Raw genomic sequence first — 25,413 nt, 5'->3', positions numbered from 1 at the left:
CCGCATGTTCAAAACCATTAGTTAAGTAGGGCACAAACAGATTATGGAAGCCGTTCAAAAAAACAATGCCTTGATCGTACCGCAAACATTCCAAAGGGATTTTGAGCATGGGAAGGATAATTTTGTCCACGGTGTGGTGCGGGACGGGACGGATCCGGTTTATTTTTCCCACATGCGCTCTGGCCGTCCGTTACTTAATGAACAATTGCAGTCTATTGAACTAGCTAAACAACCCGCAAGGCTAGCTGGCAAATGGCTATATCTTGGCGGCATACATCCCCATTTTGGGCATTTCCTCTCTGAATGTATCCATAGGATATGGGCGTGGAAAGAATATCGGGACCAATGCCGCGGTGTTTTGTTCCTGCCCAATATTAAGGAATATGAATTGGGCCGGCATCTGGCGGGCTATGCAAAGGAAATATTCGGTTTATTGGGGCTGGAAGAAAGCGCTATCCGGTATATCACCGAATTGACGGAAGTCGACGAACTCATCGTTCCTGAACCGGGTTCACAACTTGGAAAGCCGGCATTAAATGAATACCTGGAATTTTTATCCACGCTGCAATTAGGCAAGCGTTTTGCCAATCAACCGCTTCCTGAGGGGTTTTCCCCAAAAGTCTTTGTTTCCAGAAAAAATTACCGTAATCACCGCTCCGTTGCAGGCCTGGACGCGCTGGAAACGGGTTTGCAACAGAATGGTTATTATATTTTTTATCCAGAAAAGCATTCCATTCCGGTCCAACTGAAAGTTTATCTCGAAGCCGAAAAAATTATTTTTGAAGAAGGCTCCGCCATCCATTTACTTGAACTATTGGATAAAATTGAAGCGGATGTTTTAGTGATTAACCGTCGTGAAAATGCGCAATTGTTCACCAACATTATCCGTCCCCGTGCTACGCATTATGTGAATTACAACCAGTTCACCTTTTTGCCGCGCCTTTCAGACAAATACGACAATGCCTTACCCGTCACCGATATGAAAAACCTGTTTGAATTCATGGCGTTGCATGACTTCATTTCCCCATCAATGGCGATTGCCCCCAATTGGACGGACAATGCCAAAAAAGATATGTTAAACCACTTACTACAGCACGCAAATTCATCCATGCCTGAACTTAACGGGAAGGTTGTCGAATATCTCCAAAGCGTCAATGTTTTTTTAAAATCCGTAAGTACCCTCAGGAAATGAAATTGTCCTTATTCATTTTTCAAGGGCATTGATAAACCGGAGCCGCCAGATAATGGAAATCGTCCAAAAAAATAAGGCATTGATAGTGCCGCAAACCATACAGCATGATTTTGGTAGCGGGCCAACAAGTTTTGCCCATGGTGTGGTGCGTGGCCAAGATGACCCGGCCTATTTTTCACACATGCGCAGTGGCCGTCCCTTACTTAACGAGGCATTGCAATCTGCGCAGTTAACCCAACAACCTGCAAAATTAGCAGGTAAATGGTTGTATCTGGGCGGATTACATACACATTTCGGACATTTCCTTTCTGAATGCATCCATAGGGCATGGGCTTGGGGGCTTTACCGTGACCAATGCCGCGGCGCCCTGTTCCTGCCTAATGTGAAGGAATATGAATTGGACCGCCATTTGCCAGGCTATGCAAAAGATATACTCGGTTTGTTCGGGCTTGATGAAAGCAACATACGTTATATAACCGAACTCACCGAAGTGGATGAACTCGTCATCCCGGAACCGGGTTCCCAACTTTTCAAACCCGTATCCACTGAATACCTGCGCTATTTATCCACACTACAACTGGGTGAGCGTTTAGCAAACCAGCCACTGCCTGATAATTTCTCCCCCAAAGTATTCGTTTCACGAAAAAACTTCCGTATGAGGGCTATTGCGGGATTGCATGCCTTGGAACCTTCTTTACAAAACGAAGGTTATTTCATTTTTTATCCGGAAATGCATCCTGTTTTAACCCAACTCAAGGTGTATAGCCAAGCAGAAAAGATTATTGTCGAAGAGGGTTCGGCCATCCATTTACTTGAACTTTTCAACAGAATTGACGCTGATGTAGTAGTGATCAGCCGTCGTCCGGAAACTAAGCAGTTCAATAATATTGTCCGCGCCAGGACTACGCATTTTGTGAATTACAACCAAGTTATCTTGTTGCCTAGCCTATCAGGCGATGTTGCCAATAACCTGCCCATCACGGATATAAGGAAACTGGCTGATTTTTTAATCGAACATGGTTTTGCGTCGCCATCATTGGCAGTTGACCCAGATTGGACTGGCAACGTTAAAATAGATATTTTCAATTTCTTACTAAAACACGCAGAACCATCCGCGCCTATCTTTAAGGAGAAGGTGATTGATTATCTCCGTAGCGTCAATAAATTTTTTAAGCATGTGGAAGCTTATGACAAATAAGTCCGCCACATAGATAGCCATCTACCCCATGCCATTTTCCCTTACTATTTCATAGCCTTAACCACAGGGCGTGTCCATTTGGCACCTAACGTGCCCGGCCAGGGTTTAGTCGCTACCGCAGGCTGTGGCTTCTTGATAGTTCAAAACTTCCGACATTACAAGCCTACTCAACAACCACCAGCTCAAGCTGGTGGGTTGAAGATCGGCGGACTAAACCGCCGACTAAAGAGAATACGTCTAAAGCCGGTGGATTTAAACCACGGCTACCGCACATGCGTGCGGGCTAAAGCCGCCATATGGAATTAAAACGTCAACCTTACCCCAACCCAACCCGCCCGTGGCGCACCCGGGGAGACAAAGCGGCCATCGTTGAAATTTGGAAAAATATCCGTCGCATTGCCATACATGCCAAACGAGCTATAACGCTCGTCCGCCAGATTATCGAGCTTGCCGAACACGGTGAAATATTTCGTGGCTTTATATTCCGCCGTGGCGTTCAACAGCCAATAACCCGCCAAAGGTTTGGCGATATTGGCCTCATCGCCGCGAAAAACTTGGTTACCGTTGAAAATACCATTCACGCCCACCGAGACTTTCTGCCACAAATCCACGCCTAATGCCCATTTGAACAAATGCTCGGGAATGCCAGGGATATGGTCACCGGAAGTCACCATCGCAATTTGTCCTTGCTCCAGCGGATTTTGGACACCAAAACTGTCCAAAAAAGTGGCGTCCAAATACGTGTAATTAGTGGAAAAATGCCAGTCATCAATGTCACTGAACACCTGCGGATAAGTCACGCTAGCCCCCGTTTCCAATCCTTGGCGCAAGGTCTTGCCGACATTGCTGAAATAGCCTTGGTTATTAAAATTACTGGAAAAATCACGGCGGAAGATAATGTCGTCCTCATTCGTGGTATGGAAATACCCCAAATTCCACTGCCCGTCGCCCTTGCCTATCAAACCTTTTAGATGGCCTTTTAACCCTGCCTCGAAGGTATTGGAGACGACTTGCTTTAACTCCGGGTCGCTGACGAAGGAATTGGGCAGTTTGCAAGGTGCTTCGGGATCGGCGCAGCTCAGCTCCATCGGCGTGGGGGCGCGGGACGATTCGCTGTAACTGCCGTACACCGCGACACTGGGCAAGGCTTGGTAAGTCAAACCTGCGGACGGGTTGAAACGTTCAAACACATGCTGGCCATTGAGGTTTCTATCCGCATTGATATAGCCATCAATCATCGCCAGATCAATATGGTTAAAGCGTCCGGCGACATTGGCGGTCAATTTATCGGTGATGGAAAAACTGTCGGTGGCATAAACGCCCACGGTATCGGAATGCGTATGTAGCCGAACCCTCGATCCGTCCACATAAATGCCGCTGCCGATAGTTCCCCGGTCATTGGTCAGTGAAGCCAATTCCGTGTCCGAGCCAAAATGCACATCGGCATTGTCATAGCTGGTGCCGACCACCAGGCTGTTTTCATGGGCGAACAGGGTCTGGGCAAACATCGCCTGAACCGTGCCGCCGCGTGTGTACATATTGGTGAAACTGGTGTTGTTGGTCGCGCCCGCTACGCTATCGCTGAAATTGACCACATTGCCATTGGTGTCTGTCACTTCTGCACCATCACCATCGCACAACAAAGTCCCGTCCGTTTCACACGCGCCATAATCGCTGTTGTCACCATTAAACGAGCGCATCCGGTTTTGCCGGAAATACACATTACCCGTCAGTTCGACATGATCATTCAGCGCATAATTGCCGGACAATTCGGTAAAAAACAGCCGCGTGACAGTTTGGTCCGGGTGCGTGAACACGGCATGGCGGTCTTGTGCCAATAATTGCACAGGCACTGCGCCATTGCCGCGCAAATCATTGTCATTGGCGGCGACGGTCAAATCCAAACCGCCCCGATCACCTTGCCAGCTTAACGTGCCTAAAGCCTGTTTGGCATCCGATGGCGAAAAATCGCGCCAGCCTTGTTCCTCGAAACTGCGCAAATCGACAAAATAACCCAATTTGCCGTTATTGCCGCCGCTGTTGATTTCTTCGACATGGCGGTCAAACGACCCGCCGTACACTTCCACCTGATGCCCCGGCGCGGTAAAGCCAGTCTTGGTTTTCATGACGATGGCCCCGCCCAAACTGTTCAGGCCATAGACCGGATTGGAACCGCCGTGCAAAGTGGTCGATTCTATCGCACCAGGCGGGATCAAATCCCAATTCACCGAATCGCCAAACGGTTCGTTAAACCGTACGCCGTTGACATACACCGACAAGCCCTGCGGCAAACCCAACAGCGGCGAGGCGACAAAGCCCCGGTAATACACATCCGGCTGCAAGGGGTTGTTCTGCGCTTCGTTGATATGCACGCCACCCAGATAGCGGTTGATATATTCCGCCAACGACAGGCTTTGGGATTTTTGCAATTGTTCCGAACTCACGGTTTGCACGGCGGCGGGGATTTTGTCGATGGCCACACCGCCCGCCGTTTGCATGGGCGTCACCCCAACCACTTCCACGGTATCCAAATCGACGGGTTGCCGGGTTTCAGTAGCCGCAACACTGGCTACCGCCCATCCGCATAAGCCCAAGCTTAAGAAAATCTTTTTCATCGTGTTGTTATGTTAATCGTTAGCAAATCCCAGCATCTTAACCAATTGCAAGGGCAAACTATAGATAGGCGCCAGAAATAGGAATTTTTCCTGACCGCCAATCACCAGCCAAGCCCTCCAAACAAGCATAGCATGCCCACTGAGTTGCTTTTACCCACCATGACTGGCAGAATTCCAGAAATCCCTTAGCCCCATCAACCCTTATGCCCAACCAAAACCTAAGCAAACACTTCCAATCCGGATACCTCCGGGACTTGCTAGCCCTAACCGCCGGTGGCCTGTTCACCTTGGCTTTCTCCCCTTTTGACCATGCCGCCCTCGCCCCGCTGGCGCTCATCCTGCTATTCGCTGGCTGGCGGTACGCGACCCCGTTGCGCGGGCTGTGGCGCGGCTACCTGTTCGGTTTAGGCTCATTCGGCACGGGCGTGTCGTGGGTGTATGTCAGCATCCACGATTACGGACACGCAAGCGCCTTGGCGGCAGGGACGTTGACCGCGTTATTTTGCGCATTCTGGAGCTTGTTCCCGGCCTTGGCGGGTTGGCTAGCGGTGCTGTGCCGCGCCAACCGTAGTTTGCTGGGTTTGCCCTTGATCTGGGTGTTGGTGGAATATTTCCGTGGCGTGCTGTTGCTGAACGGATTCCCGTGGTTGCTGGGTGCATACTCGCAACTGCACACGCCGTTGGCGGGCTACATCCCCCTAGTCGGCGCGTATGGCACAGGCTTGCTGCTGGCCTTATCCGCCACTTTGGTCGTAGCGATGCTGCACCAACCCGAACAACGGCGGTGGCAAGGCGGAGGGTTAATCATGATCTGGTTAGTCGGCGGGGTGTTGCAAACCGTTACATGGACTCAGTCGATAGGCAAACCCTTGAGCGTCGCACTGATCCAAGGCAACATTCCGCAAGACCAAAAATGGTTGCCGGAAAACCAGCTGAAAACTATGACGATGTACAAAGACCTGACCGCCCGACACTGGGGGACGGACATCATCGTCTGGCCGGAATCGGCAATCCCGGCGTACTTGTCCGAAGTGGAAGGATTTTATCTCTTCCCTTTGCAAACTGAAGCCGGGCAGCACCACAGCGATTTGATCGTCAGCCTGCCCGTGGAAGGCGATAACGCCCACGAGATGTACAACTCGGTGCTGACACTGGGCCGGCTTCGCGGCATTTTCAGCAAAAACCACTTGCTGCCGTTTGGCGAATACATGCCCTGGCAACCCGTGTCCGGCTACATCCTCAACAAACTCGACATCCGCCTGGGCAACTTCACCCCAGGCGGCGACGCGCAACCCTTGCTAAAAGCGGGTGGCTACCCGTTCATCACCTCCATCTGTTACGAAGATGCCTTCGGCGATGCCAACATCGTCGGCTTGCCGGAAGCCGCCTATCTGGTCAACGTCACCAACGACGCGTGGTTCGGCAATTCCATCGAACCGCACCAGCATCTGCAAATCGCGCAAATGCGGGCGATAGAAACCGGACGCTTTATGCTCCGCACCACCAACACCGGCATGACGGCGGTGATCGCCCCCGATGGCAGTTTAGCCGCCAAAGCCGAACCGTTTACCACCACGGTTTTGACCAGCAGCATCACGCCCATGGGCGGCATGACACCGTATGCCAGAATGGGCGATTGGCCTGTGGTGCTGGGATTGTTGATGGGTTTTTTGGTTTGGTTGGTTTATTGGCGGGTGGCTGTTAAAGCGGTTGAGTTGAAATAAGCGCAACCCGATGCTTTTGCTAAGCGACACAAGAGGATGTGCCGACGATGGAGATACTTAAGCGGTGTTCTGTGTTTCGGGGAATGAAATGGCGGGTAATTGTGAATTTCATGTAGGGTGGGCAACGCTGTTCTGCCCCCCCTACCCAGCTAAAATCATACCGCACTCATCCCTGCCAGCCCTTCAAGCAATTCTTCCCTACCGATATTGATCACGGCAATTTCATTCTGTTTGCACGCTGACATAAATTCATAAACATCCAAATCAGCCAGTTCAGCGCGCAGGTGCTAGCCAACACCCAGCATAAATTCGTCATCACCACCAACTTCGACCTCATGGTGGAAGATGCGATTTTGCCACCCGGCAATCTGCCATAACGGTAGCGCTAGTTGATTGATAAACTAATGAACCCTCCACCCTTCACTACGGGTGAACAAAAAACCAACACCTAGCGTTATAATCTGTGCTTTTCCACACCATCGTTTTTCCAATGGTGGCCAACCAATAATAAGGCGGCATGAGAATGGCGATTGAAATTGAACATAAATTTTTGCTGGCGAACGACGATTGGCGGGAATGTGTCCATAGTTCGCTAATATACCGGCAGGGGTATTTAAGCTCGGAACCGACCACGTCGATTCGGGTCAGGATCAGCGCAGAACACGCTTGGCTGAATATAAAAAGTGCTATCATAGGGACGCACCGGCATGAATACGAATATGAAATTCCCTTGGCGGATGCCCATGAAATCATTACCAATTTATGCCGGAAACCGATCATTGAGAAAACCCGGCATTTGGTGTTGGATGACGGCAACCTGTGGGAAATTGACGAATTCGCCGGAGCCAACCACGGCCTGATCGTGGCGGAAATTGAGCTATCTGAAATTGGCAAGGCCTTCCGCAAACCCGCTTGGCTGGGTGCTGAGGTCACGGAGGATTTACGTTATTACAATAATAATCTGGTCGCCCATCCTTATTCAGAATGGCACGATAAGGTTTAAGCCGCGTTACTTAACACTTTGGAGGCATCACTCATGAAACACGCTATCCAAGCAGTAAAAAAGATCATTTTGCCTTTGGCTTTGTTAATGGCCAGCCACGTCCAGGCCGATCCGGTTACCGACGCGCTCAACGCGCTTGAATCGGAATGGGCAAAAATTTATTACCAAGTGCCGAAGCAACAGCAAGGCCATGCCTATTCGCAGTTGTTGGGAAAGGCGGTGGAATTGTGCAAAAAATATCCCAAGGAAGCCGGGGCGATTTTTTGGCAAGCGGTCATCAAAGCCAGTTATGCCGACCACCAAGACCCTGTTTCGGCATTGAGCGCGGTGCATGACGTGCGCGATTTATTAAACCAAGCCATCGGGATCAACCCCAAAGCCATGGGCGGCTCGGCGTATGTCGTGCTGGGCACGCTGTACCACATGACCCCATCCTGGCCTATCGCGTTTGGTGATGACGACGAAGCGGAAAAGCTGTTCAAAACCGCACTGGCCATCAGCCCGGACGGCATAGACAGCAATTTTTATTACGGGCAGTTTTTGCAGGACAAGGGCAATAAGGAAGAGGCCTTGCGTTATTTCCAACGCGCCAGCATCGCACCCGTGCGGCCTGAACAAGTGTTTGCCGACACCCGGTTGGAGGCAGAAGCGAAACGGGCGTTAAAAAATGCGGGCGGCGGCCCGATAAGCGGCAAAAAGGCCATGTTTTCTAGCCTAAATACGGCGGCACAGACAAAATAATCTTAAAGAAGTTGATGTTATGTTAACTCGGTGTTCTAAGGGCGCGGCGTTTCTGCTAAGATAGTCGCTTTTATTAAAATCTACTCTGGTAATCATTATGGCTTTTGTAGTCACTGAAAATTGTATTAAATGTAAATTTACTGACTGTGTGGATGTCTGCCCGGTCGATTGTTTCCATGCTGGCCCTAACTTTCTGGTTATTGATCCTGATGAATGTATAGACTGCACCTTATGCGAACCAGAATGCCCTGCCAACGCCATTTTCGCGGAAGACGAAGTGCCTGAAGGCCAAGAGCAATTCATCCAATTGAATGCTGAATTGTCTAAAATCTGGCCTAGCATCACTGAAGTCCAGCCTGCGGCCCCTGATGCGGACGAATGGAACGGTAAGGAAGGCAAATTGGATTTGTTGGAAAGATAAGAGGTTTTTGATAAAAATCATACTACTGGCGATAGCACATCGTTAGTAGAATGGTTTTTTAGGGCGCCTAACCAGGCTATCTGGGCAGATTATCCGCTGCTTCATTCCCTTTGCTTAGCCGGCTATTTTCCATAATCGCCATAATGCCAAAAGCCAGATGCGACAGTCCGGTGTATAAAAAGAACAACGGCAGACTGGCGTCAATCCCGACAGCGTTCACTTCCCCGTAAAATTGGATTGACTCAATCATGAGAACCAGAAAAAAGCCCACCAAGGTCATGGCCTGATAGTTTTTGACCAGCCAGCAATACGCAAAAACGACCAACTCAATCAGGCCTAAATAGACAATCATCATACGCAGGTTGTTATCCAGGGCACCATACAACTCCCCATTAAAGCTAAACACACTGTAACGGTCTGAAATAGAAAGAAAACAAAAAGAGACCAGGACAAGCACGGAAACATAAAAATTTATTTCCACCAGATATTTGCAGAATCGGCTAAGGTTGGGCATCGTTTTTATCCTGCGGAATAAAAAATTAAAAAAAAACCCTCCCGCAGACATCTTAGGAGGGCTTATAGAGGAGGACGGAAGTCTAACTTAATCTATCAAACCAGACCAAGAAAGCAATACAAAATTCGGCCACTTTATGCTGTGCCAGTTGCACTTACAAGCCTCACAACCATCAGGCCTTGGTTACCAACTTACAAGCGGAAAGCAAATTGTCAACTTACAACTGTACAAAACATGTACAAAACGAATTTGCCAATATTGAATAAACCCATAAATTGGCCTTATTAAGCAAACTTGTTTTTCAAAGTAACTACGGATCAACCAAAAGGAACGGCCATGAAAATACTGATAACTGGCGGAACGGGATTCATCGGTTCAATGCTGGCACGGAGCTTGTACGATCAAAATTACGACATCACGGTGCTTAGCCGCAACCCGGAAAAGGTCAGCCAAATTGGCAGGTCTGGCATCCATGCACTGGGCGATTTAAGGCAACTGAAACCCAACCAAAGCTATCAGGCCATTATCAATCTTGCTGGCGCACCCATTTTCGATAGCCGTTGGACAGCGGCGCGCAAACAGCTCATCAGAAACAGCCGCATCGCCCTGACGGAAGAATTGGTCAATTGGATCGGGCGCATGGAGGTGAAGCCGGAATTGCTGATCAGCGGCTCGGCCATCGGTTATTACGGCAACCAAGGGGACACTGAATTGACCGAAGATTCGGCGGTACGCGCCGATTTCCCACAACAGCTTTGCCAAGACTGGGAACAGGCTGCGGCTCAGGCCGGGCAATTCGGGGTCAGGGTTTGCCTGATACGGACGGGGTTGGTGATTGCCCAAGGCGGGGGATTGCTGCAACGGATGTTGTTGCCATTCCGTTTAGGCTTAGGCGGGCGTTTAGGGGACGGCCAACAATGGATGTCTTGGATACATCGGCAGGATTGGATAGCGATTGCGCAAACCATGATCAGGGACACGACCATGCGGGGCGCTTACAATGCCACGGCACCTAATCCGGTCACCAACAATGAATTTACCCAGACCCTAGCCGCCTGCCTGCATCGTCCCGCCCTGCTGCCCTTGCCGGCAAGCCTATTAAAAATGCTGCTAGGTGAAATGTCAGGCTTGGTTCTTGGCAGCCAGCGTGTCCTGCCTAAGCGCCTGTTAGATAATGGCTTTAGCTTCGGATACCCCGATCTTGCCAGCGCCTTGCAGCAATCTTTATCCCATGGCTAAACGGATTATCAATCCCGCCAAATGAGTGTCCAGCAAATGGACGGCATTGCAGCCGGAGATAAAGAGAAACATTTTTGGGTCACAAGCCTTGTCAAAGATGGCCAGGAAGCCATCATTGCCTGCATACTTGAAGCGGTGATAAACCGCCACGAATATCAGATAGACTGGCGTTTACTGGAGGACACGTCAGTTTGGCAACCAGGATGGCATTAATAAGAAAACGAAGTGCTTAAGCCATAAGCGCTATCAATGCCGGTGGCGGCGGTATATTTAAAGCCTAGCTTAAACTCCGTGCCTGCCCACTTATCTTTGGCCGTTTTCATTAACCTGGCCTTATCCATCTTCAACACCGTATCCGCGGCGGCAAGAATATCAAGCTTAAATTTTGATTTAGATGCCGTCCTCAGGCCTATATCAAAACCAATTTCTTGCTGGTTATCAATTGCCAAGGTGGCCCCTGACAAACGTACGTCGGCAAACGTGATGTCCGCCATCAACGTGCGCCCAAACAGTTTGTAATTAAAGTCCTTCACCAATTGGGCGCCGTTCCGGTAAATGCTGTTTGATATGGTCGGGATTTCGATAAGGTTGCCGTTCACCCGCACATCGGTGTATGCGGTAATTGACGTGACGGCGTAATAATTGTATTGGTTTTGTATGACCAGCGAAAAGCCGCCCCCTAATGGCATGCCGGCATTGCTCTGGATCCCTCCAGAATAAATGATGCTAGTCTCGACATTATTCTGCTCCGAGCCAATCGCCCCGATGCGGAAAAGCGGCACCACATCCCATTTGACCTTGCCGGTATTGACATACGTTGAAACGGGGATACGCAATCCGGTGCCCAAAGAGCCGCTGTAGGATGAAACGCCTTCGGTATCAATATAAGTCAGCGGCACATTGAACAGCAACGCCCAGCCATTTGCCAATTCCTTGTTATAATTTACCGGGAAGCTGTAAACATCGGCTGTTTTGCCATTGGCGTGATAACTGGCAAACCCCGTCAGGACACTCAAATGGCTGCCCCTCTCCTCGCCAAGCAGTTCTTTCAGGACATTCGAACTCAAACCCGAACCATCAATAGCGCTATCTAAGGCAGGCATCCTGGGAAGGTATCCTGACACCCCGCCAATAGTCGATAGCGGTGATTGCGCGTTGATTTTTTGGAAAATCTTTGGGGCATTGTCTTTTGACCAAGCTTCGAACAATTTGAGGCTATCCTCGCGTGTGGCCGCTGCAAACGTTTCGTGGATACCCAAAGACGCCGAGTCGATGCTGATGGCATTGGAGTTATTGGCAGAACTGACCACTATTTGGTTGCCCTGAATATCCGCTGTGGAAACAACCCCGGGCCGCTCGCCCCCCTCATTGTAAACAGGGTTGTTGAGGATTTGCTGGTCTATGACATCGCTAAACTCTTTTTCTGACGAAAAAACATAAGTCTCCGAGATCCGATGGCCATCCGGATAAGTGATCAATACTTGAGAGGTAACGGGGCTAAAATCTGCGCCATACGCAGGGCCATAAACAAAGCTGATTGATAGGGCCATCCACAGGGGCCTGAAAGGTTTTATTTTTATTTTCTTGGCAAAGGCTTGCATAACCATCCCCTCTTACGTTGCTTAACACAGATAACCAGGGGTACTTTGCAGGATCACTATAAAAAAGTAAACGATAACCACGGACAGCGGGCTGTAAAAATCCAATTGCCCCCGTTCATCTGCTTAAAGGATACCGTCTAAGGCCTTAAATACTTGAATTTGATTAAATTCCTTACCAATTAAGGGGAAATTGATCCGCTGAATATTTATGGTCGCCACTTGCACAATTACATCCCTTCCATTATTGTTTAAAGGATTATAAATTGTGAAATAACACACATATTGGTTAATGTCCCCTCTATGTAAGCAATCTCCGTACAACCTGAATCCCGCTTTATTTTAAGTCTTTCACTGTTAACAATGAGCTTACTTTTATGAAAAAAATTACCGTATCCCTCGTTTTGTCCCTTTTGCCCTACTGCGCATTTTCTGACGTCTTCCAAGCGGACATCACCGTCACCAATAGCCCGATAGACACACAAAAAAAATCGTTTGGTTTTAATAACGCGGAGAATTTTTTCGACCAATTGACCCGAAATGGCATTAAGCAGGATTTTAACAATTATTCCGACACCTCAGGGGTTAAGGCGGTGACTGACTATCAAGGGGTGCTTTTAAATATCAATTTGCCACAAAACAGCAGCACCAATGAACTGATACTGTCGATACCCAAATTAAATTTTACCAAAACCTTCACCGGCCCTAGCCGGAGCAACACCACCCAGCAATTGAAAAACTACCTAAAAAGCGACATCGATGGCACCGCCACCCACATCGTCGAATACCAAGTTGGCAACACGCCCAATTCACCCTTAACCGGAAACCCTAGCAGTTTAGGCGGCCAAATGGTTGCCATTGGTTTCAACAACGCAACCAACATCCCCACCACCAACCTGCCTTATAGTTCTCCGGACACGTCCAGCAGCCCTGTCAGTGACCATAACAGTACCGGTGGCTCCCATTCATCCTCGTCATCAGCCAACCCCGTAATAGTCGGTGTCGCCGGTGGCACTTACACCCAAAAAGGCCTAGACATTTCGGTTTTCAACGTGCCTATCAGCAAAGCCTTTAACATTGATTCAGATGACCCGCGCAAAAAATTACTCCTCAATGGCCAATTCAACTATATTACCGTAGGCCAGGCGGCATCTTATCAAGGCGCGGTGGGCATAGGTTATATGCACCCGATCACCGACCATTGGTACCTGATCCCCAGTATCAATTATGGGGCTATCGGCTCCCAAGACCTTGCCAGCTTAGGGCAGATTTTCTCCACATCGCTGTCCAGCAACTATCAATTCCGGCTGCCTGGCTATGATATGGCCTTGGTCAATATGTTCGGATACTACAAAACCTTGCCGCTTAACATTAGCGGCGTGATCAGTTCCAATCCCGACATTAACAACTATGTGTTCAAAAATGGCATCTTTGCCAGTAAAGTGGTGCCTTTCTTGTTTGGCCAGGATGTAAGGGTCAAAGGGTTCTTCACTGACACTGAATTTACCGGCTCTAAGGTCTTCATCCGCCAGTATAACGAAGTGGGCCTCGAACTCAGCTCGGTCAGAAAAGTGGGCTGGCTGGATAAAATAAGCTTTGGCCTGGCGGATTCTTTGGCATTAAGCGCGAAATACATCTTTAGCATTCAAGATCCCAATAATTTTGAAGGCTATGAAATTGGCGTGGGCTACGACTTTTAAACCCTGCCCATTTAACCACCGTTGCGCCAGAGACACCTGTTGTGCGCGGCTTAATGCCAAGGCCTGGTGGCAGACAAAAACTGGCCGGCTTTGCTTTAGGGTTTAATAACTGGGAAGGCCTGGAATTTTAGCGACGGCGGGAGGGGGAGTTATTGCTGGCCAAGCACGCATTTAAATGGCGGCGTATAGCCAACTTTCGTCCCCGGTTCTATTCAAGCCGAAATGTTCCATCTTTTTATAGAGCGTGGTCCGGGTGATGCCCAAGGTTTTTGCGGTCAGGGAAATATTGCCGCCACAATTTTTTAGCGCCGTTTTGATTCCGTGCAATTCCCAGTCTGACAATCTCATCACTTGGGTATTGTTCTGCGTTGCGGGCAGCCGGACGCGGGCGACATCAAGCAAATTCTGTTGTTTTAATTCGGCAATAAAATCAAGCGGCAAATCTTGAGTGGTGATAAACCGGTTACTGGCGGTATACAGTGTTGCCCTGATGACATTGATCAGTTGCCGGATATTGCCGGGCCAAGGGTGCAGTTCAAACAAACTGATGACTTCCGGGCAAATGGCAAACCGGGTTTCAGATGCCATCGCATTGATTTCCCGTTGCAGGATATGGTGGATGATGGCCCTTTTGTCGACACGTTCACGCAAGGGCTGCAAGTGGATTTGCGCGCCGTTCAGGCGATAGTAGAGGTCGCGGCGGAAGCGTCCGGCTTCAACGGCTTCCAGTAATTGGACATTGGTTGCCGCGATCACTTGCACATCCACCCGGATAGGCTTATTGCCACCAACCGGGGTGAATTCTGATGTTTCCAACACCCTAAGCAAGGTTGATTGTAAATCAAAGCTCATGTCGCCAATTTCATCAAGAAACAAGATGCCCGTATCGGCCAACATGAATTTGCCCGGTTTTCCGGTGCTTTTCGCGCCCGTGAAACTGCCCGACTCGTAACCAAAAAGTTCGCTTTCTATCAGGTCATGGGGGATGGATGCGCAATTGATAGCAATCAACGGGGCGTTTTTTCGGGGGCCGGCGTTTTTAATCAGCATCACAAAATGGTCTTTGCCCACCCCTGACTCGCCAGTAATCAAAATAGGGATTTTATGTTGCTGCAACTTGACGGCTTTTTGGATCAATCCGCCCAGGGCTTCTGAGACGCTAGGATTGGCCAAGGTGTCGGGGGGTTTGGGGGCGGCTTTAAGGGGGATTTGTTCTAGCACCCGTTGTTGCGCCAACGTATTTTTGGCTAAAGGCAAATCCGTGTTGACCAATACGCAGATGAGGTGCAAAAAAGCAAACAAGGACTTCATGCTTTCCTGATGATGGCTGCTGACCAAACCGATGACCGCCAATAATTGCCCGGCATCGTCAAGCAAGGGATAGCCCACGGTCGTATAGGGGTGCAAAACACTGAGATAATGTTCCATGCCTTGAAAGGCAATGGGCTTTTTCAATTCCGCCGCCGTCCCGATACCGTTATTGCCCAACACCGCTTCCAACCAGTTACCGCCCCTTGTGCTTGCCCGTGACAGGAAGGATCCCGTTGGCTGCCGCTCCCCCAACGAGTATAGCAAGCTGCCATCAGCGGCGGTCAACAGCATCATGACCCCCGCCTCCTCCAAAAAAACATGGAAGTTATGGTCAAGCTGCTTGATCAAGGCTTCTATCTTCTGCGACGGGGCATCTAACTTTTCTGTTTGGTTGACAATGGGGCAGTTATCCCACATGGCGTAATTGCCTAACGGTAACCGGTAATCTTCAAGGCAGCGATGCCATGACTCAATGACTTCAAGCCGCACCCAATCACTTTGGTCGGGTACGGAGCGGGTCTGGGTCATCCATTGCCATGCTTGTATGGGCCGAAAAAGCTGGTATTCGCTGGTTTGTCTCAGCAACAATGACTCTTGTGCCAAATGGTCTTGTTGGTGGATATGCAGATCAATAAACATTCAGTTCTCTTGAATAGTGGTATCGCCAGTCAGCCCAAGATAACAAAATCAAAAAATGAGACAATGCGGCATAGTGTCGCATTGCCTTAATCCCATCAAGGAATTGGAATGCCCCTTAAGAATAAGGGGGGGGTAGGAGGTTGGTTTTTAAAACAGGCCTGGCGCTTGCTTGAGGGTTGCAGAATTTCCGCTGGCACGCGTGGCCATTAAGTCAGTACCCAAAAGGCTTTTAAGTTCATTGGCTCCCCCCTGCGTGGCAAGTGCAAAAGCTTAAAAGGCTTCTGAACGATGGCTTATGCCACGCGTTGGCCTCACTGCCATTAAGTTAAAGAATTGTGTTCTTTATTTCAATAAGATAGAGAATGCTATCGAGTTAAGATCGTAGTAAGTTAATCCGTTCGTGGTGAGCCCTTCGATACCTCAGGGCGAACGGTTAATCCTCGCTTGGCTTTATGAAGCAATAACATGCTAATTAATAATTATTTTTCATTAACTTAATGGCAGTGACGCGTTGGCCTCCATGCCCATTTGCACACCAAGGCAAATGGGTTTTAGCCAGATGCCGGCATACCAGGTTATGGCGTTAGAACAGGAAACCTGGCCGGTCAAGGCCAAAACATAACGTCCTGATGGCACATGCTTACACCCTAGGGTCTTCGCGGGTGGCCGCCGCCCATTCCGGGGAATAGCCCGCCATGAGCGATAAGTCAGGCACTTCCATCACCACGGTTTCGCTGGTGATTAATGTCCCCACCACGCTGACGGCATTGCGTAAGGCCAAACGCATGACCTTGACCGGATCAATGATGCCGATCTCCAAAAAGTTACCGTAACGGTGGTTTTCTGTATCCAAGGTGATATGGTCGTCACCCAGCGTGTCGAGCTGGTTGAGGACTGCCTCGTTATTTAAACCGGCGTTTTGGATAAGGGTCAGTAACGGTGCGGCGAGCGCTTGCTGTAGGATACGAAACCCCTGTTGCTGCCCGACATTTTCCGCGATGGCTTTTTCAATGGCCTCCCGGCAATGGTACAAGGCCACCCCGCCGCCCGGCAGAACCCCTTCTTCCAACGCCGCTTTCGCGGACAAATAGGCGTTTTCAAGGCGCACCATGCGTTCTTTCATTTCAAAATCCGTGTTGCCACCGACACTGAACGTGCCCGTTTTGCCGGATAACAGCGCAAGGCGGTCCTGCAACTCATCAAAATCATGTTTATTACCGGTCGCCGAACCGGCACCCGGTTTTTTGGCCAGAATCAGCCCGGCTTCCTGGCGCAAGGTTTCGGACAACTGCGCGATGGCGGCCGGGTCACCCACCGCGCCGATGATGGTCGTGCTGCTTTCCGTAATGACCGCCCGTTGGGCTTGGCCCAGTTGCTCCAAGCCGACATGCTCAAGCCGGAGGCTTAAGCCATGCCCGTCAAGTATCGCCTGACCGCCCGTCAGTAAAGCCAAATCTTTCAGGCGGTTAATGCGCTGATCACCAAAGCCTGGCGGCTTGACCGCCACCACCTTAAAAATGCCGCGTATGTGGTTCAGCAACAATCCCGTCAGCGCCTTATCAACCACGTCTTCGGCTACCACCAACAGCGGGCGGCCTTGTGCCTTGACTTGTTCCAGAATCGGGACAAGCTCCATCAGGTCGTTAATTTCCCTGTCATAAAATAAAATATAAGGGTTCTCCAACACCGCTTCGGCACGGGTTTTGTCGGTGATGAAATAAGGCGACAAATAGCCTTGCCCGTACTGTACGCCATCGACAATGGCCAATTCATCAGCCAAACCATTGCCCAGCAAGAACGTCAGCTCCCTTTGCAAACCTAGTTCGTCGAAGGCTTGGGCCAGCAGCTTTCCGGCTTTGGTCTCATTTTTGCTGGCAACTAAGGCAATTTTCTCCACCCAATCGCTAGTCACGCCTGTCACCGCCCGCTCAAGCAAATTTTTTTCCACGACGGCCAAGGCCACATCCAAACCTTTTTTTAACTGCATCGGATGGAACCCCGCCGCCACGCTTTTTAAGCAACCTTGGGCCAAGACTTGGGCCAGCACTATGGCGGTGGTGGTGCCATCGCCCACTTGCCGTGACATCGCCCCGGCCACATCCCGCAACATCCGGCCGCCCAAATCGGCGATACGGTCTTGGATAAGCACCGCGTTCGCTACGGTGACGCCATCCCGGGTAAATACCGGCATAATGCCATCGGTACGGTGTTGTATCATCACTGTGGAGCCGACACGGCCATAGGTCACCGCCACAGCGCGGGCGACTTGGTTGATGCCTGCCATCAATCGGACGCGTATTTCCGGGTTATAAATAATTTCTTTGCTCATGATGGTTTCCGTTTAAGGATGGGCCGGGAGGCCATTTTCATTAAGGTTTGTCCGACTTCCACCCGGGTGTTATGCGCGCGTTTTGACCGCGATAAGATTCGGATCAGTTGTATATCCCAGTAATCCATACTTTTTTTAAACTCCACTTCTTCCTCGGCAGACAATTCCAGCCGCCAATACTCCAGCAACTCTTCGACACGCCCGGCCCCAATCTTGCCCATTAATTGGCTTTCTTCAATGGCCAGTTGCCGGATCGTGTCATCAAGCTGTTTTACCATGTCATGGAGAAATTCCTGATCTGCCTCATTCATAGCGGCCTCCAAAATGTTTAATGGGCACCTTACTGGCCGCTGGGCAAAAACTTTTCCAGATAAATGCGTTCTTTCGGGATACCCAGGTCGGCACAAACGGCAAACGTCGCGTCCACCATGCCTGGCGGGCCGCAGAGGTAAAGGTCGGGTTTTGCGCCTGTTTCCACCAAATCCCTGCGTAAAATGTCCACGACGCTGCCCTTCTCGCAGTGCCAATCATCCGAACATTTCCACACGCAGTTCCTCAGTTCCAGCGTCGGCATTTGCGCGGCCAATTGCTCCAGTTCATCCAAATGGAAAATCTCGGCTTCGGTGTTGACGCCAAAATAAATCACGCATTTTTGCGGTTCGCCCCATTCCTTCATGTGCCTGACCATGGATAAGATCGGTGCCAGCCCGGTGCCGCCCGCGACAAAATAACGCGGTGTGAAACCATTTTCTTTCAGGCCAAAAACGCCTGACGGGCCTTTGGCTTTGAGCCTTTGCCCGACTTTGGCCTCTTTTTTCAAAAACTCGGAGAATTTGCCGCCATCCACGATGCGTATCAAAAACTCCAAATCGCCCTGGCTGTTGCTGATATTGGCAGGCGAATAAGAGCGGGTGGTTTCTGTACCCGGGATTTCCAAATCAAAAAATTGCCCGGCTTCAAATTTGATCGTTTTATCATCACCCGTGCGCCGTAATTGGAACTTGACGACATTGATGGAAATTTGCTCTAGCCCGACCACTTCGGCTTCAAAATCCATGCCTTCCGGTGAAAAGGAAATACGTTCGTAAGTGTACGGGACTTCCACTTCGATGTCGGTGGTCGGGTAACAGCGGCATAACAACACCATGCCCTCTTCCTCTTCTTGTGACGGCAGCGCCTGGGCGCTGACTTTGCCGATGACATAATCGCCTTCGGAACAATACCCCTTACAGGTGGCGCAACCGCCCTCCCGGCAGGAGGACATCAGGTAAATGTCTTGGCGGACTGCGGCGGTGATGACATCTTCATCCGATCGGCAATCGAACGTGATGGATTCATGATCTTCGGTCACAATGGTGACTTGATGGGTGCTGGTCATTGCTTAAAACTCCTGGATTGTGCGGTTTTCCCTCTTAATGGGGAACTATTAAGTCATTGGGCGTGTAGCTGGGAGACGTTAAAAAAACTCAAAACATGCCGGACGGCACGTCTGGACGCATCCAGCGTCAACGAACAACCTTCCTGCACCATTTTGTTGTCGCGGTAGATCCGCCACCGCCACATAAACTCCAAATCTTCGCTGTAGACGGTGTACGTCCCGGACGTGTGTATGGCGATGGCTTCCGGGGAAAGGTCTGGCGGGTCGCCGACAGGGGCTGATGCTTCATCAAAAAGTACGGTCATGGCATGTGTACGGGTAAAAGGGTTGGAAAAACAAAAGGCAACCCGTAAAGATTGCCTTTTGCCCAGGTCAGCGGCTTACTGCAAGGTGACGACCCTGACACCACGCGCTTTGCGCAATTCTTCCAGCGGCAAGGCGTAGTAATCGGTGTTACGGAGCTCCATTAACTTCGTGCCTAACTGCCGGTCCGTGTCCAAAAAGACATTGACGGGCATGACGGGCGGCTTGCAGGCCAAGCGGAAGTTGATATGGATGCGCTCGGCCTCATACATGTCTTCGCACGCGGCCATGGCGGCCAAGGCGTCATTGGCCACTTTTTGCGCGTCGGTGCCGCAGGTGCACACATTCAGCAATTGGTGGTCACTGAACTCAGCCTGTTTCAATACCGCCACTTTTTCTTCGATTTTCAGCTCGATCCACAACCAATCCAGTTCTAAAGAAAAATCGGTCTTAAAGACACTGACATGTTGGGCCCGGAAATCTTTTAAGAACGCGTGGCCTTGCGCCAGGGTTTTCAGCCCGGCGATTTTATTGGCCCATTCTGCGCGTTTAGGGTTATCGTGAATATTTGGCATGGTTATCTCCTATGCGGTTTGCAAGTCTTGCAACTTGACATCAAGACCCATCAGTTCTGAGGTGATGGTAAAGGTTTCGCCCAGTGTATAGGCGCGGCCTATGGTGGAGGACACATCCACCAACAGGTCATAGACACTGAAATGCTTGCCCAACAATTCAGATACTTCCGTGCAATCGATTTCAATTTTTCCGGTCGCTTTCAGCCACCAGTAACCGGCGCGGTCTTCCACGATCAACGTGGGGTTGTCGGCCTTGCGGTCACCCAACAAAATTTCATGGACCACCGAATTGATTTCATCGGATTTTTTTAACACCAAAACCACTTCGTTGCTTTCATGGACGGTTTGGTTTTCTTCGGAAAAGTATTCATCAGCAAAGGCTTTGCCTGTTTTTGCCATGATACCTGCGCCGTAGGCATTTGAACTTGTAGTCATAATGGTTCCTTATTTAAGACCCGTTAACACGGTTTTAATGAGTGCGGCGGTATCGGCTTTGTAGCCAATCGGATCGGCGAAATCGTGTTTCCAATCGTCAAACACCCGGTTCAACGCGGCCTCAATCGCTGGTTTGTCGGTAACACCTTTAATTTCAGGTATTTTTGAGAAAATGCCCATGAAACCTTTCAACGCCGTGATAGTGCGTGGCAACCATTTATTCGCCCAAACGTGCATCAGACGGGTGTTGTATGCGCCAAATTGCCCGTCAGCCGCCAAACAAGTGTGGAACATGTCGGTGGTGATGCCTTTGGTTTGCGAGAAATACAACTGCATTTGGTTGATGAAGAACGGTGTCAAAGTGTCACCGTAATAAGATGACAAGCGTGAGAAAAACTCACGGCGCACAAACTGGCCGAACAAGGGGTCATAGATCATGTGGCCTGAAAACAGGATTTCGTTCCAGTCATAGGTTTCTTGCCAAATTTGTTGCACGACTTCGCGTGAACCTTTAAAAATGGTGCCTTTCGTCCATTCGTTTTTAGGGATGTCGGTGGATTCGGGGAAACCAGGGACCAGTTTCGCCAAAAACGTCCTCTCCATTTGGATCATTTGCGCGTTATCGACTTTGTCCAAGCCGATCATCGCGCTGCTCATCCGCAAGGTGTCGCCCAGGCAATCACGCACCACCGAAGAGTGGGCGTTGAACAGGCCATATTCGCTAAAACCGAATGCACCCAGATAATCGCCTAACACTTCGTCGCGCCAGATAGGGTCCATCGAACGGACATGACCGTCAGCCGAATAGGCTTTCAAAAAACGGTCGGTATAACGCCATTCTTCGGCCTTGTCCTTGACATACAGCGCATGCCAGCGGAATGCAGGGTCGCGGTGTTTGAGCCAATCTGAACTGCGCATTTCCGTGGACTCGTTGCTCCAGGAAGGGCGGCCACCGTGGAATTTTTGCGTCCAATCACCCCAATCCAAACCGCCAGGGATCCAGTCCGGGGTCGGTTGGGTGTAGCAGCACAACACTTCATATTCATTGATCCGCTTACCGCGCGGGGTCATGAAGTAATTCATCTTACGCTGGGTTTCTAAAGGCTGGTCAGGGATAGCCGCTAAAATGGTTGCTGCTAAAGCGGGGTCGGTCAGACCCCGTCTGCCGCCGGATACTTCAATTGACATAAGCCATGTCTCCATAAATTTGAAATGCCCTCCGCCCGTCAAGGGCAAGAGGGTGAAAGGTTAGTGCAATTACAGTGCTTTCAATGGGTCTGAAAATACGCAATTGATTTTCTTGATGTCATCCAATGTCCACAGCCTGCCATCTTTGTTGGTGTGGGGCTGGCTGATCAAGGTCTTGCCGTCGCTACGCACACCATGCCCTTCGGCAATCACCTCCGATAACTCACGGCCTTCGTATTGTTCCCAAATGTTTTGGCATTCATAACGCTCCGGTTCGGACAACCACATGCGCTCGCCCCATTGGTCACTGAACGAATGCTTTTTGCCGTTGAACTCAAGCACGCGCAAGGTGCTGGCGCCTTTGCAATAGCTTGGGCAGAACGGCACTTGGGAAACGCGGTCGATGTAGATGGGGTGGTTGTTTTCGATGAACCATTGCAAGGGCAAGAAGCCGCTGTTGGGGTCTTCACAACCACGCGCTTTCCATTCTTCATAGACTTTGCCGTACATGTCGTACCAACCGGGGTAGTTGGCTTCATACCATTCGGCTTCTTCAGCAGTCGGCAGCGTCAGGCGGAAAAACCCGGTGGGCCACAAGGCATAGGCAATCATGAACAAATCATGGTGCGCCCAGTAAGCGTCTTTTTTGGCATCACGCAAACTGGCGGGCGATTGCACGCCGTATTTGCCCAAACGGCCAATCCAGATGCCACCCCAATCTTCGTACACCCAACGGTTCCAGGTTTTCACCCAAGGCTCGACTTTAAAATGGCTGCCGTACTCGAACATCATGCCCAGCACGGGCGTGAAGTATTTTTGTTGGGTCCAGAAGGCGTTGTTCAGGTCGGTGTTCAAATATTTTGAAGCCGCCGCGTCGTTAGCAATGGAAACGACCGTTTGGTAGCCGTTCGCCATATGGCGCAACTCATCGGTTTCAATGGACAAGAACACGGTCGGGGTCATTTCATCGCCGTTGGCGGAAGCCCATTCGGTCACGGCCACGATCAAAGGGTTGGTAAAGCAGGCCTCACCGACCAACTGCAAGTTGATGGAACATTCCACCGCATCACCGGAAATGAAACCGTCCGAAAACACCCGTTTCATGCCTTTCCACAAGGGGCCAATGGCGCGGGTGCGGCGGGCATCGTTATGTCCGGCGGCGTCTTGGCCTTGTTTGGCGAAGTAATAGTTGATGTAGCCGCATTGGTTAGTATGGCGGATTTCATCTAACACTTGGCCTAAGTAACCATTCTTTTGCTCAGGCGCAGTGGCCGAATCCCATAACATGCCGGTCGCGGCAATCGCGTTGTATTCGCCCACCTCCAAAAAGTTAGAAATCACTTTCATGGACTCATTCCATTTTGGATGCACACGGTTAGCGGCGTCAACGCGGGTCAACACGTCTTGCAAACTGCCGAATTGGCGTTCGTCCTTAACCGACTCCATCCGCGCATATTCTTTAGCGATCAGCTTGAATTGCTCTTTGGTGTCATTCGCCATTTTGTATTTAGTCGAATACTTGGTGCGGTTTTTTTCAAAATCCCAAGTAAAGCTTTGCATCCATCTGTGGACTTCTTGCGCCCCTACGCTAACAGGTGCGCGGTTGACCGCTAACGCATCTGTCGCTGCTTTTGTTGCTGCACTGATAGCCATACTGACTACTCCTGATGTTATTGTTGTGGACAAAAGTTAAATAGGCCACCGTCACGGGGCAATCACAGGAACTGACACATCTTAATGAAGGTTTCTGATGGCTGGACGATGACCTGAATTGCCTAGAGCAAGCCCCATGCCAGCCCTTTATTTTCTTAAAATAACCTTATAAAACAAATGGATGACTATTTTTTATGGCAGAACGGAAAAACTTGCCAAGCGTCCAATAACTGGACACTGTACAGTTTATAAACGTACAGTTTGTAATGGTTACCGTAAGGGGACAAGGGATGGCCAGTGGGGTTAAACGCTAGGCTGCGACAAGCTGCCGCGCGGCAAAATGCCATATTCCCTTTGGCGAAGACGGGGACTAGAATCTGCCCACTCTTAACGCAACAGCACCTCCTAAAAGGGTTTAAGAGTTTTTGTGCGGTTAATTTGCATTAACCGCATTTTTTTTGCCTAGGGGTTTGTGACGCCGTTGCTTGGGACATTTTGTCGCGCGGCAACATGCCGCATATTTAATTTCCTTTAGGCAAGCTAGAATCAAGCCAGTCACCGTTTCACGTTTTGCGCCCAGATTATTAACCGAGGAACACATTCATGTTGAAGCAACCGGATTTTTTGACTTTTCGCCAGCTTGATCTGGAAAACAAGCTAATTTTGCCGACCCAAAAACTGTTTAGCCAAGTCAGTTTCCAGCTTAACAGCTTGCACCAGGATATTCGTAGCGCGTTGGTTGATGCCCATCGTTTTGTCGCGGCCGCCGCCAAACAGGTCTACGAGCAACCTTTGCCTACCTTGACCGCTTGGTATGAACAAGCCGCCAGTGGCAGCAGGGTTTTATATGCCCAAACCCAAAGTGCGGTGTTGCCCATTTATCAGGATTGGCAAGTCAAGCTGGGGGCGGGTAAGGAGCAGGCGGGGCAATATTGGCAAGCCTTTTGGGAAAACCCCGAACAAGTGACGGTGGCTGCTTTTGAACCGGTAACCCGCTATGTGGCGGGGGTTGCCGATCAATCAGGACGGTATTGGCAAGCCTTCATGGAAGACCCTGAAGCCTTTATGGCCACGGCCTTCGCGCCCATAACAGCTTACCTAAGCTCATTCAGCGATGAGGCGGAAGCGGTTTTGACCGGCAGTTACTATGCTTTGGCAGATTTCTTTAGTTTGTTGATGGCGCAACCCTCAGCGACGGTCCAGGCACTGTATCGCAATACCCTGTCATCCCTGTTGGAGGTTTATTTTGATCTGGTTTCGTCGCTATTGGTTTTAGCTTGAGGGTGGGGCGGGGGCTTTTGAATGATGATGGCTAAAGCTTCAAATGCCTTGGCTTTGGAGCACAATCCTAGTGCCCAGTCAATGTCGAATTGTCAGTATTATTTTCGTAGGGGCGGGCGGTTGCTCACCTGATCGCTACGGATGTTGGCACAGAGCGGACAACCGTCCGCCCCTACGGATTTAGATTGACCTGACAAAAAATCAGTGACCGGGCACTAGGTTTGTGCTCCAATATTCACAGGCTTATTTATCTAACAACTTGATTTTTATAACCTATATCTTAAGTTTTGCGGGGATGAGCCGAAAGGCCTTAAAACACATATAAGGCCAAGACCAAATGCCGGGGGTTTTACCGGCAAAGCGGGCAGCCTCCATT

At 50.1% G+C, this 25,413-nt stretch carries 22 protein-coding genes; 10 read left to right on the top strand and 12 right to left on the bottom strand.

What is annotated here, in order from left to right; genetic code table 11:
* Positions 1-43 precede the first annotated feature (43 nt).
* A complete protein-coding gene (locus METMI_RS0109145; RefSeq protein ID WP_019865979.1) occupies positions 44-1,192 on the top strand; it encodes a glycosyltransferase 61 family protein in 1,149 nt (382 codons plus the stop codon).
* A 52-nt stretch (positions 1,193-1,244) separates the two neighbouring features.
* Positions 1,245-2,390 (top strand): glycosyltransferase family 61 protein, encoded by a 1,146-nt coding sequence (locus tag METMI_RS0109140; protein WP_019865978.1) that lies wholly within the window; start codon positions 1,245-1,247, stop codon positions 2,388-2,390.
* Positions 2,391-2,692: 302 nt separating this feature from the next.
* Here the strand turns inward: METMI_RS0109140 and METMI_RS0109135 are convergent, their stop codons facing one another.
* Positions 2,693-5,005, bottom strand: coding sequence for a TonB-dependent receptor (locus tag METMI_RS0109135; protein WP_019865977.1), 2,313 nt, complete (start codon positions 5,003-5,005; stop codon positions 2,693-2,695).
* A gap of 203 nt (positions 5,006-5,208) precedes the next feature.
* On the opposite strand from METMI_RS0109135, the gene lnt reads away from it, so the two are divergent.
* The 4 genes from lnt to fdxA all read left to right on the top strand — a co-directional run bounded on the left by lnt (position 5,209) and on the right by fdxA (position 8,894).
* Positions 5,209-6,729 (top strand): apolipoprotein N-acyltransferase, encoded by a 1,521-nt coding sequence (lnt, locus tag METMI_RS0109125; protein ID WP_019865975.1) that lies wholly within the window; start codon positions 5,209-5,211, stop codon positions 6,727-6,729.
* 523 nt (positions 6,730-7,252) lie between these two features.
* On the top strand, positions 7,253-7,732 hold the full coding sequence (locus tag METMI_RS0109120; RefSeq protein WP_019865973.1) for a CYTH domain-containing protein: 480 nt from the start codon (positions 7,253-7,255) through the stop codon (positions 7,730-7,732).
* A 33-nt stretch (positions 7,733-7,765) separates the two neighbouring features.
* On the top strand, positions 7,766-8,473 hold the full coding sequence (locus tag METMI_RS0109115) for a tetratricopeptide repeat protein (RefSeq protein ID WP_019865972.1): 708 nt from the start codon (positions 7,766-7,768) through the stop codon (positions 8,471-8,473).
* Between the two features lie 97 nt (positions 8,474-8,570).
* Entirely contained in the window at positions 8,571-8,894 is a 324-nt protein-coding gene (gene fdxA / locus METMI_RS0109110; protein ID WP_019865971.1) for a ferredoxin FdxA, read from the top strand.
* Between the two features lie 76 nt (positions 8,895-8,970).
* Here fdxA and METMI_RS0109105 read toward each other — a convergent pair whose 3' ends face one another.
* Entirely contained in the window at positions 8,971-9,408 is a 438-nt protein-coding gene (locus METMI_RS0109105; protein ID WP_019865970.1) for a hypothetical protein, read from the bottom strand.
* A 336-nt stretch (positions 9,409-9,744) separates the two neighbouring features.
* Between METMI_RS0109105 and METMI_RS0109100 the strand changes: the two genes are divergently transcribed.
* Positions 9,745-10,647 (top strand): TIGR01777 family oxidoreductase, encoded by a 903-nt coding sequence (locus METMI_RS0109100; protein ID WP_019865969.1) that lies wholly within the window; start codon positions 9,745-9,747, stop codon positions 10,645-10,647.
* A 21-nt stretch (positions 10,648-10,668) separates the two neighbouring features.
* Entirely contained in the window at positions 10,669-10,860 is a 192-nt protein-coding gene (locus METMI_RS23565; RefSeq protein ID WP_198007900.1) for a TIGR02450 family Trp-rich protein, read from the top strand.
* Here the strand turns inward: METMI_RS23565 and METMI_RS0109090 are convergent.
* Positions 10,857-12,197, bottom strand: coding sequence for a hypothetical protein (locus tag METMI_RS0109090; RefSeq protein WP_156829806.1), 1,341 nt, complete (start codon positions 12,195-12,197; stop codon positions 10,857-10,859). The genes METMI_RS23565 and METMI_RS0109090 overlap by 4 nt on opposite strands.
* A 425-nt stretch (positions 12,198-12,622) precedes the next feature.
* Between METMI_RS0109090 and METMI_RS0109085 the strand changes: the two genes are divergently transcribed.
* Positions 12,623-13,945, top strand: a complete 1,323-nt coding sequence (locus METMI_RS0109085) for a hypothetical protein (protein ID WP_019865967.1) — start codon at positions 12,623-12,625, stop codon at positions 13,943-13,945.
* Between the two features lie 171 nt (positions 13,946-14,116).
* Here the strand turns inward: METMI_RS0109085 and METMI_RS0109080 are convergent, their stop codons facing one another.
* The 9 genes from METMI_RS0109080 to mmoX form a co-directional block, all read right to left on the bottom strand.
* Positions 14,117-15,895 (bottom strand): sigma-54-dependent Fis family transcriptional regulator, encoded by a 1,779-nt coding sequence (locus METMI_RS0109080; RefSeq protein ID WP_019865966.1) that lies wholly within the window; start codon positions 15,893-15,895, stop codon positions 14,117-14,119.
* A gap of 640 nt (positions 15,896-16,535) precedes the next feature.
* Positions 16,536-18,224, bottom strand: coding sequence for a chaperonin GroEL (gene groEL / locus METMI_RS0109075; protein ID WP_019865965.1), 1,689 nt, complete (start codon positions 18,222-18,224; stop codon positions 16,536-16,538).
* Positions 18,221-18,535, bottom strand: a complete 315-nt coding sequence (locus tag METMI_RS0109070) for a hypothetical protein (RefSeq protein WP_019865964.1) — start codon at positions 18,533-18,535, stop codon at positions 18,221-18,223. The genes groEL and METMI_RS0109070 overlap by 4 nt, the downstream gene beginning before the upstream one ends.
* A gap of 29 nt (positions 18,536-18,564) precedes the next feature.
* Positions 18,565-19,602: an aromatic/alkene monooxygenase hydroxylase FAD-binding subunit MmoC gene (gene mmoC, locus METMI_RS0109065; RefSeq protein WP_019865963.1), complete on the bottom strand. Its 1,038-nt coding sequence runs from the start codon at positions 19,600-19,602 to the stop codon at positions 18,565-18,567.
* A gap of 53 nt (positions 19,603-19,655) precedes the next feature.
* Positions 19,656-19,907, bottom strand: a complete 252-nt coding sequence (gene mmoD / locus METMI_RS23560; protein WP_019865962.1) for a soluble methane monooxygenase-binding protein MmoD — start codon at positions 19,905-19,907, stop codon at positions 19,656-19,658.
* Between the two features lie 75 nt (positions 19,908-19,982).
* The gene (mmoZ, locus tag METMI_RS0109055; RefSeq protein WP_019865961.1) at positions 19,983-20,480 is read right to left on the bottom strand and encodes an aromatic/alkene monooxygenase hydroxylase subunit gamma; all 498 of its coding nucleotides are present in this window, start codon (positions 20,478-20,480) and stop codon (positions 19,983-19,985) included.
* Positions 20,481-20,489: 9 nt separating this feature from the next.
* On the bottom strand, positions 20,490-20,915 hold the full coding sequence (gene mmoB / locus METMI_RS0109050) for a methane monooxygenase regulator MmoB (protein WP_019865960.1): 426 nt from the start codon (positions 20,913-20,915) through the stop codon (positions 20,490-20,492).
* A gap of 9 nt (positions 20,916-20,924) precedes the next feature.
* On the bottom strand, positions 20,925-22,103 hold the full coding sequence (mmoY, locus tag METMI_RS0109045) for an aromatic/alkene monooxygenase hydroxylase subunit beta (RefSeq protein WP_019865959.1): 1,179 nt from the start codon (positions 22,101-22,103) through the stop codon (positions 20,925-20,927).
* A gap of 69 nt (positions 22,104-22,172) precedes the next feature.
* Positions 22,173-23,756, bottom strand: a complete 1,584-nt coding sequence (gene mmoX / locus METMI_RS0109040) for an aromatic/alkene monooxygenase hydroxylase subunit alpha (RefSeq protein WP_019865958.1) — start codon at positions 23,754-23,756, stop codon at positions 22,173-22,175.
* A gap of 603 nt (positions 23,757-24,359) precedes the next feature.
* Here mmoX and METMI_RS0109030 point away from each other — a divergent pair.
* Positions 24,360-25,037, top strand: coding sequence for a hypothetical protein (locus METMI_RS0109030; RefSeq protein ID WP_019865956.1), 678 nt, complete (start codon positions 24,360-24,362; stop codon positions 25,035-25,037).
* The last annotated feature ends 376 nt before the right edge of the window (positions 25,038-25,413 follow it).

This window comes from Methylovulum miyakonense HT12 (assembly GCF_000384075.1).
In the GTDB taxonomy this organism is placed as follows: Bacteria; Pseudomonadota; Gammaproteobacteria; order Methylococcales; family Methylomonadaceae; genus Methylovulum; species Methylovulum miyakonense.
The sequence above is the reverse complement of the archived record's forward strand: the minus strand, read 5'-3'. Positions and strand labels throughout refer to the sequence as shown.

Bases quoted from the DNA above. Each gene is read 5' to 3' on its own strand.
- METMI_RS0109105 (WP_019865970.1), bottom strand. From the start codon at position 9,408: ATGCCCAACCTTAGCCGATTCTGCAAATATCTGGTGGAAATAAATTTT.
- METMI_RS0109070 (WP_019865964.1), bottom strand. From the start codon at position 18,535: ATGAATGAGGCAGATCAGGAATTTCTCCATGACATGGTAAAACAGCTT.
- mmoZ (WP_019865961.1), bottom strand. From the start codon at position 20,480: ATGCCAAATATTCACGATAACCCTAAACGCGCAGAATGGGCCAATAAA.
- METMI_RS23565 (WP_198007900.1), top strand. From the start codon at position 10,669: ATGAGTGTCCAGCAAATGGACGGCATTGCAGCCGGAGATAAAGAGAAA.
- lnt (WP_019865975.1), top strand. From the start codon at position 5,209: ATGCCCAACCAAAACCTAAGCAAACACTTCCAATCCGGATACCTCCGG.
- groEL (WP_019865965.1), bottom strand. From the start codon at position 18,224: ATGAGCAAAGAAATTATTTATAACCCGGAAATACGCGTCCGATTGATG.
- mmoB (WP_019865960.1), bottom strand. From the start codon at position 20,915: ATGACTACAAGTTCAAATGCCTACGGCGCAGGTATCATGGCAAAAACA.
- METMI_RS0109120 (WP_019865973.1), top strand. From the start codon at position 7,253: ATGGCGATTGAAATTGAACATAAATTTTTGCTGGCGAACGACGATTGG.
- METMI_RS0109135 (WP_019865977.1), bottom strand. From the start codon at position 5,005: ATGAAAAAGATTTTCTTAAGCTTGGGCTTATGCGGATGGGCGGTAGCC.
- METMI_RS0109030 (WP_019865956.1), top strand. From the start codon at position 24,360: ATGTTGAAGCAACCGGATTTTTTGACTTTTCGCCAGCTTGATCTGGAA.
- mmoD (WP_019865962.1), bottom strand. From the start codon at position 19,907: ATGACCGTACTTTTTGATGAAGCATCAGCCCCTGTCGGCGACCCGCCA.
- mmoX (WP_019865958.1), bottom strand. From the start codon at position 23,756: ATGGCTATCAGTGCAGCAACAAAAGCAGCGACAGATGCGTTAGCGGTC.
- METMI_RS0109085 (WP_019865967.1), top strand. From the start codon at position 12,623: ATGAAAAAAATTACCGTATCCCTCGTTTTGTCCCTTTTGCCCTACTGC.
- METMI_RS0109145 (WP_019865979.1), top strand. From the start codon at position 44: ATGGAAGCCGTTCAAAAAAACAATGCCTTGATCGTACCGCAAACATTC.
- METMI_RS0109100 (WP_019865969.1), top strand. From the start codon at position 9,745: ATGAAAATACTGATAACTGGCGGAACGGGATTCATCGGTTCAATGCTG.
- METMI_RS0109080 (WP_019865966.1), bottom strand. From the start codon at position 15,895: ATGTTTATTGATCTGCATATCCACCAACAAGACCATTTGGCACAAGAG.
- METMI_RS0109140 (WP_019865978.1), top strand. From the start codon at position 1,245: ATGGAAATCGTCCAAAAAAATAAGGCATTGATAGTGCCGCAAACCATA.
- METMI_RS0109090 (WP_156829806.1), bottom strand. From the start codon at position 12,197: ATGGCCCTATCAATCAGCTTTGTTTATGGCCCTGCGTATGGCGCAGAT.
- METMI_RS0109115 (WP_019865972.1), top strand. From the start codon at position 7,766: ATGAAACACGCTATCCAAGCAGTAAAAAAGATCATTTTGCCTTTGGCT.
- fdxA (WP_019865971.1), top strand. From the start codon at position 8,571: ATGGCTTTTGTAGTCACTGAAAATTGTATTAAATGTAAATTTACTGAC.
- mmoC (WP_019865963.1), bottom strand. From the start codon at position 19,602: ATGACCAGCACCCATCAAGTCACCATTGTGACCGAAGATCATGAATCC.
- mmoY (WP_019865959.1), bottom strand. From the start codon at position 22,103: ATGTCAATTGAAGTATCCGGCGGCAGACGGGGTCTGACCGACCCCGCT.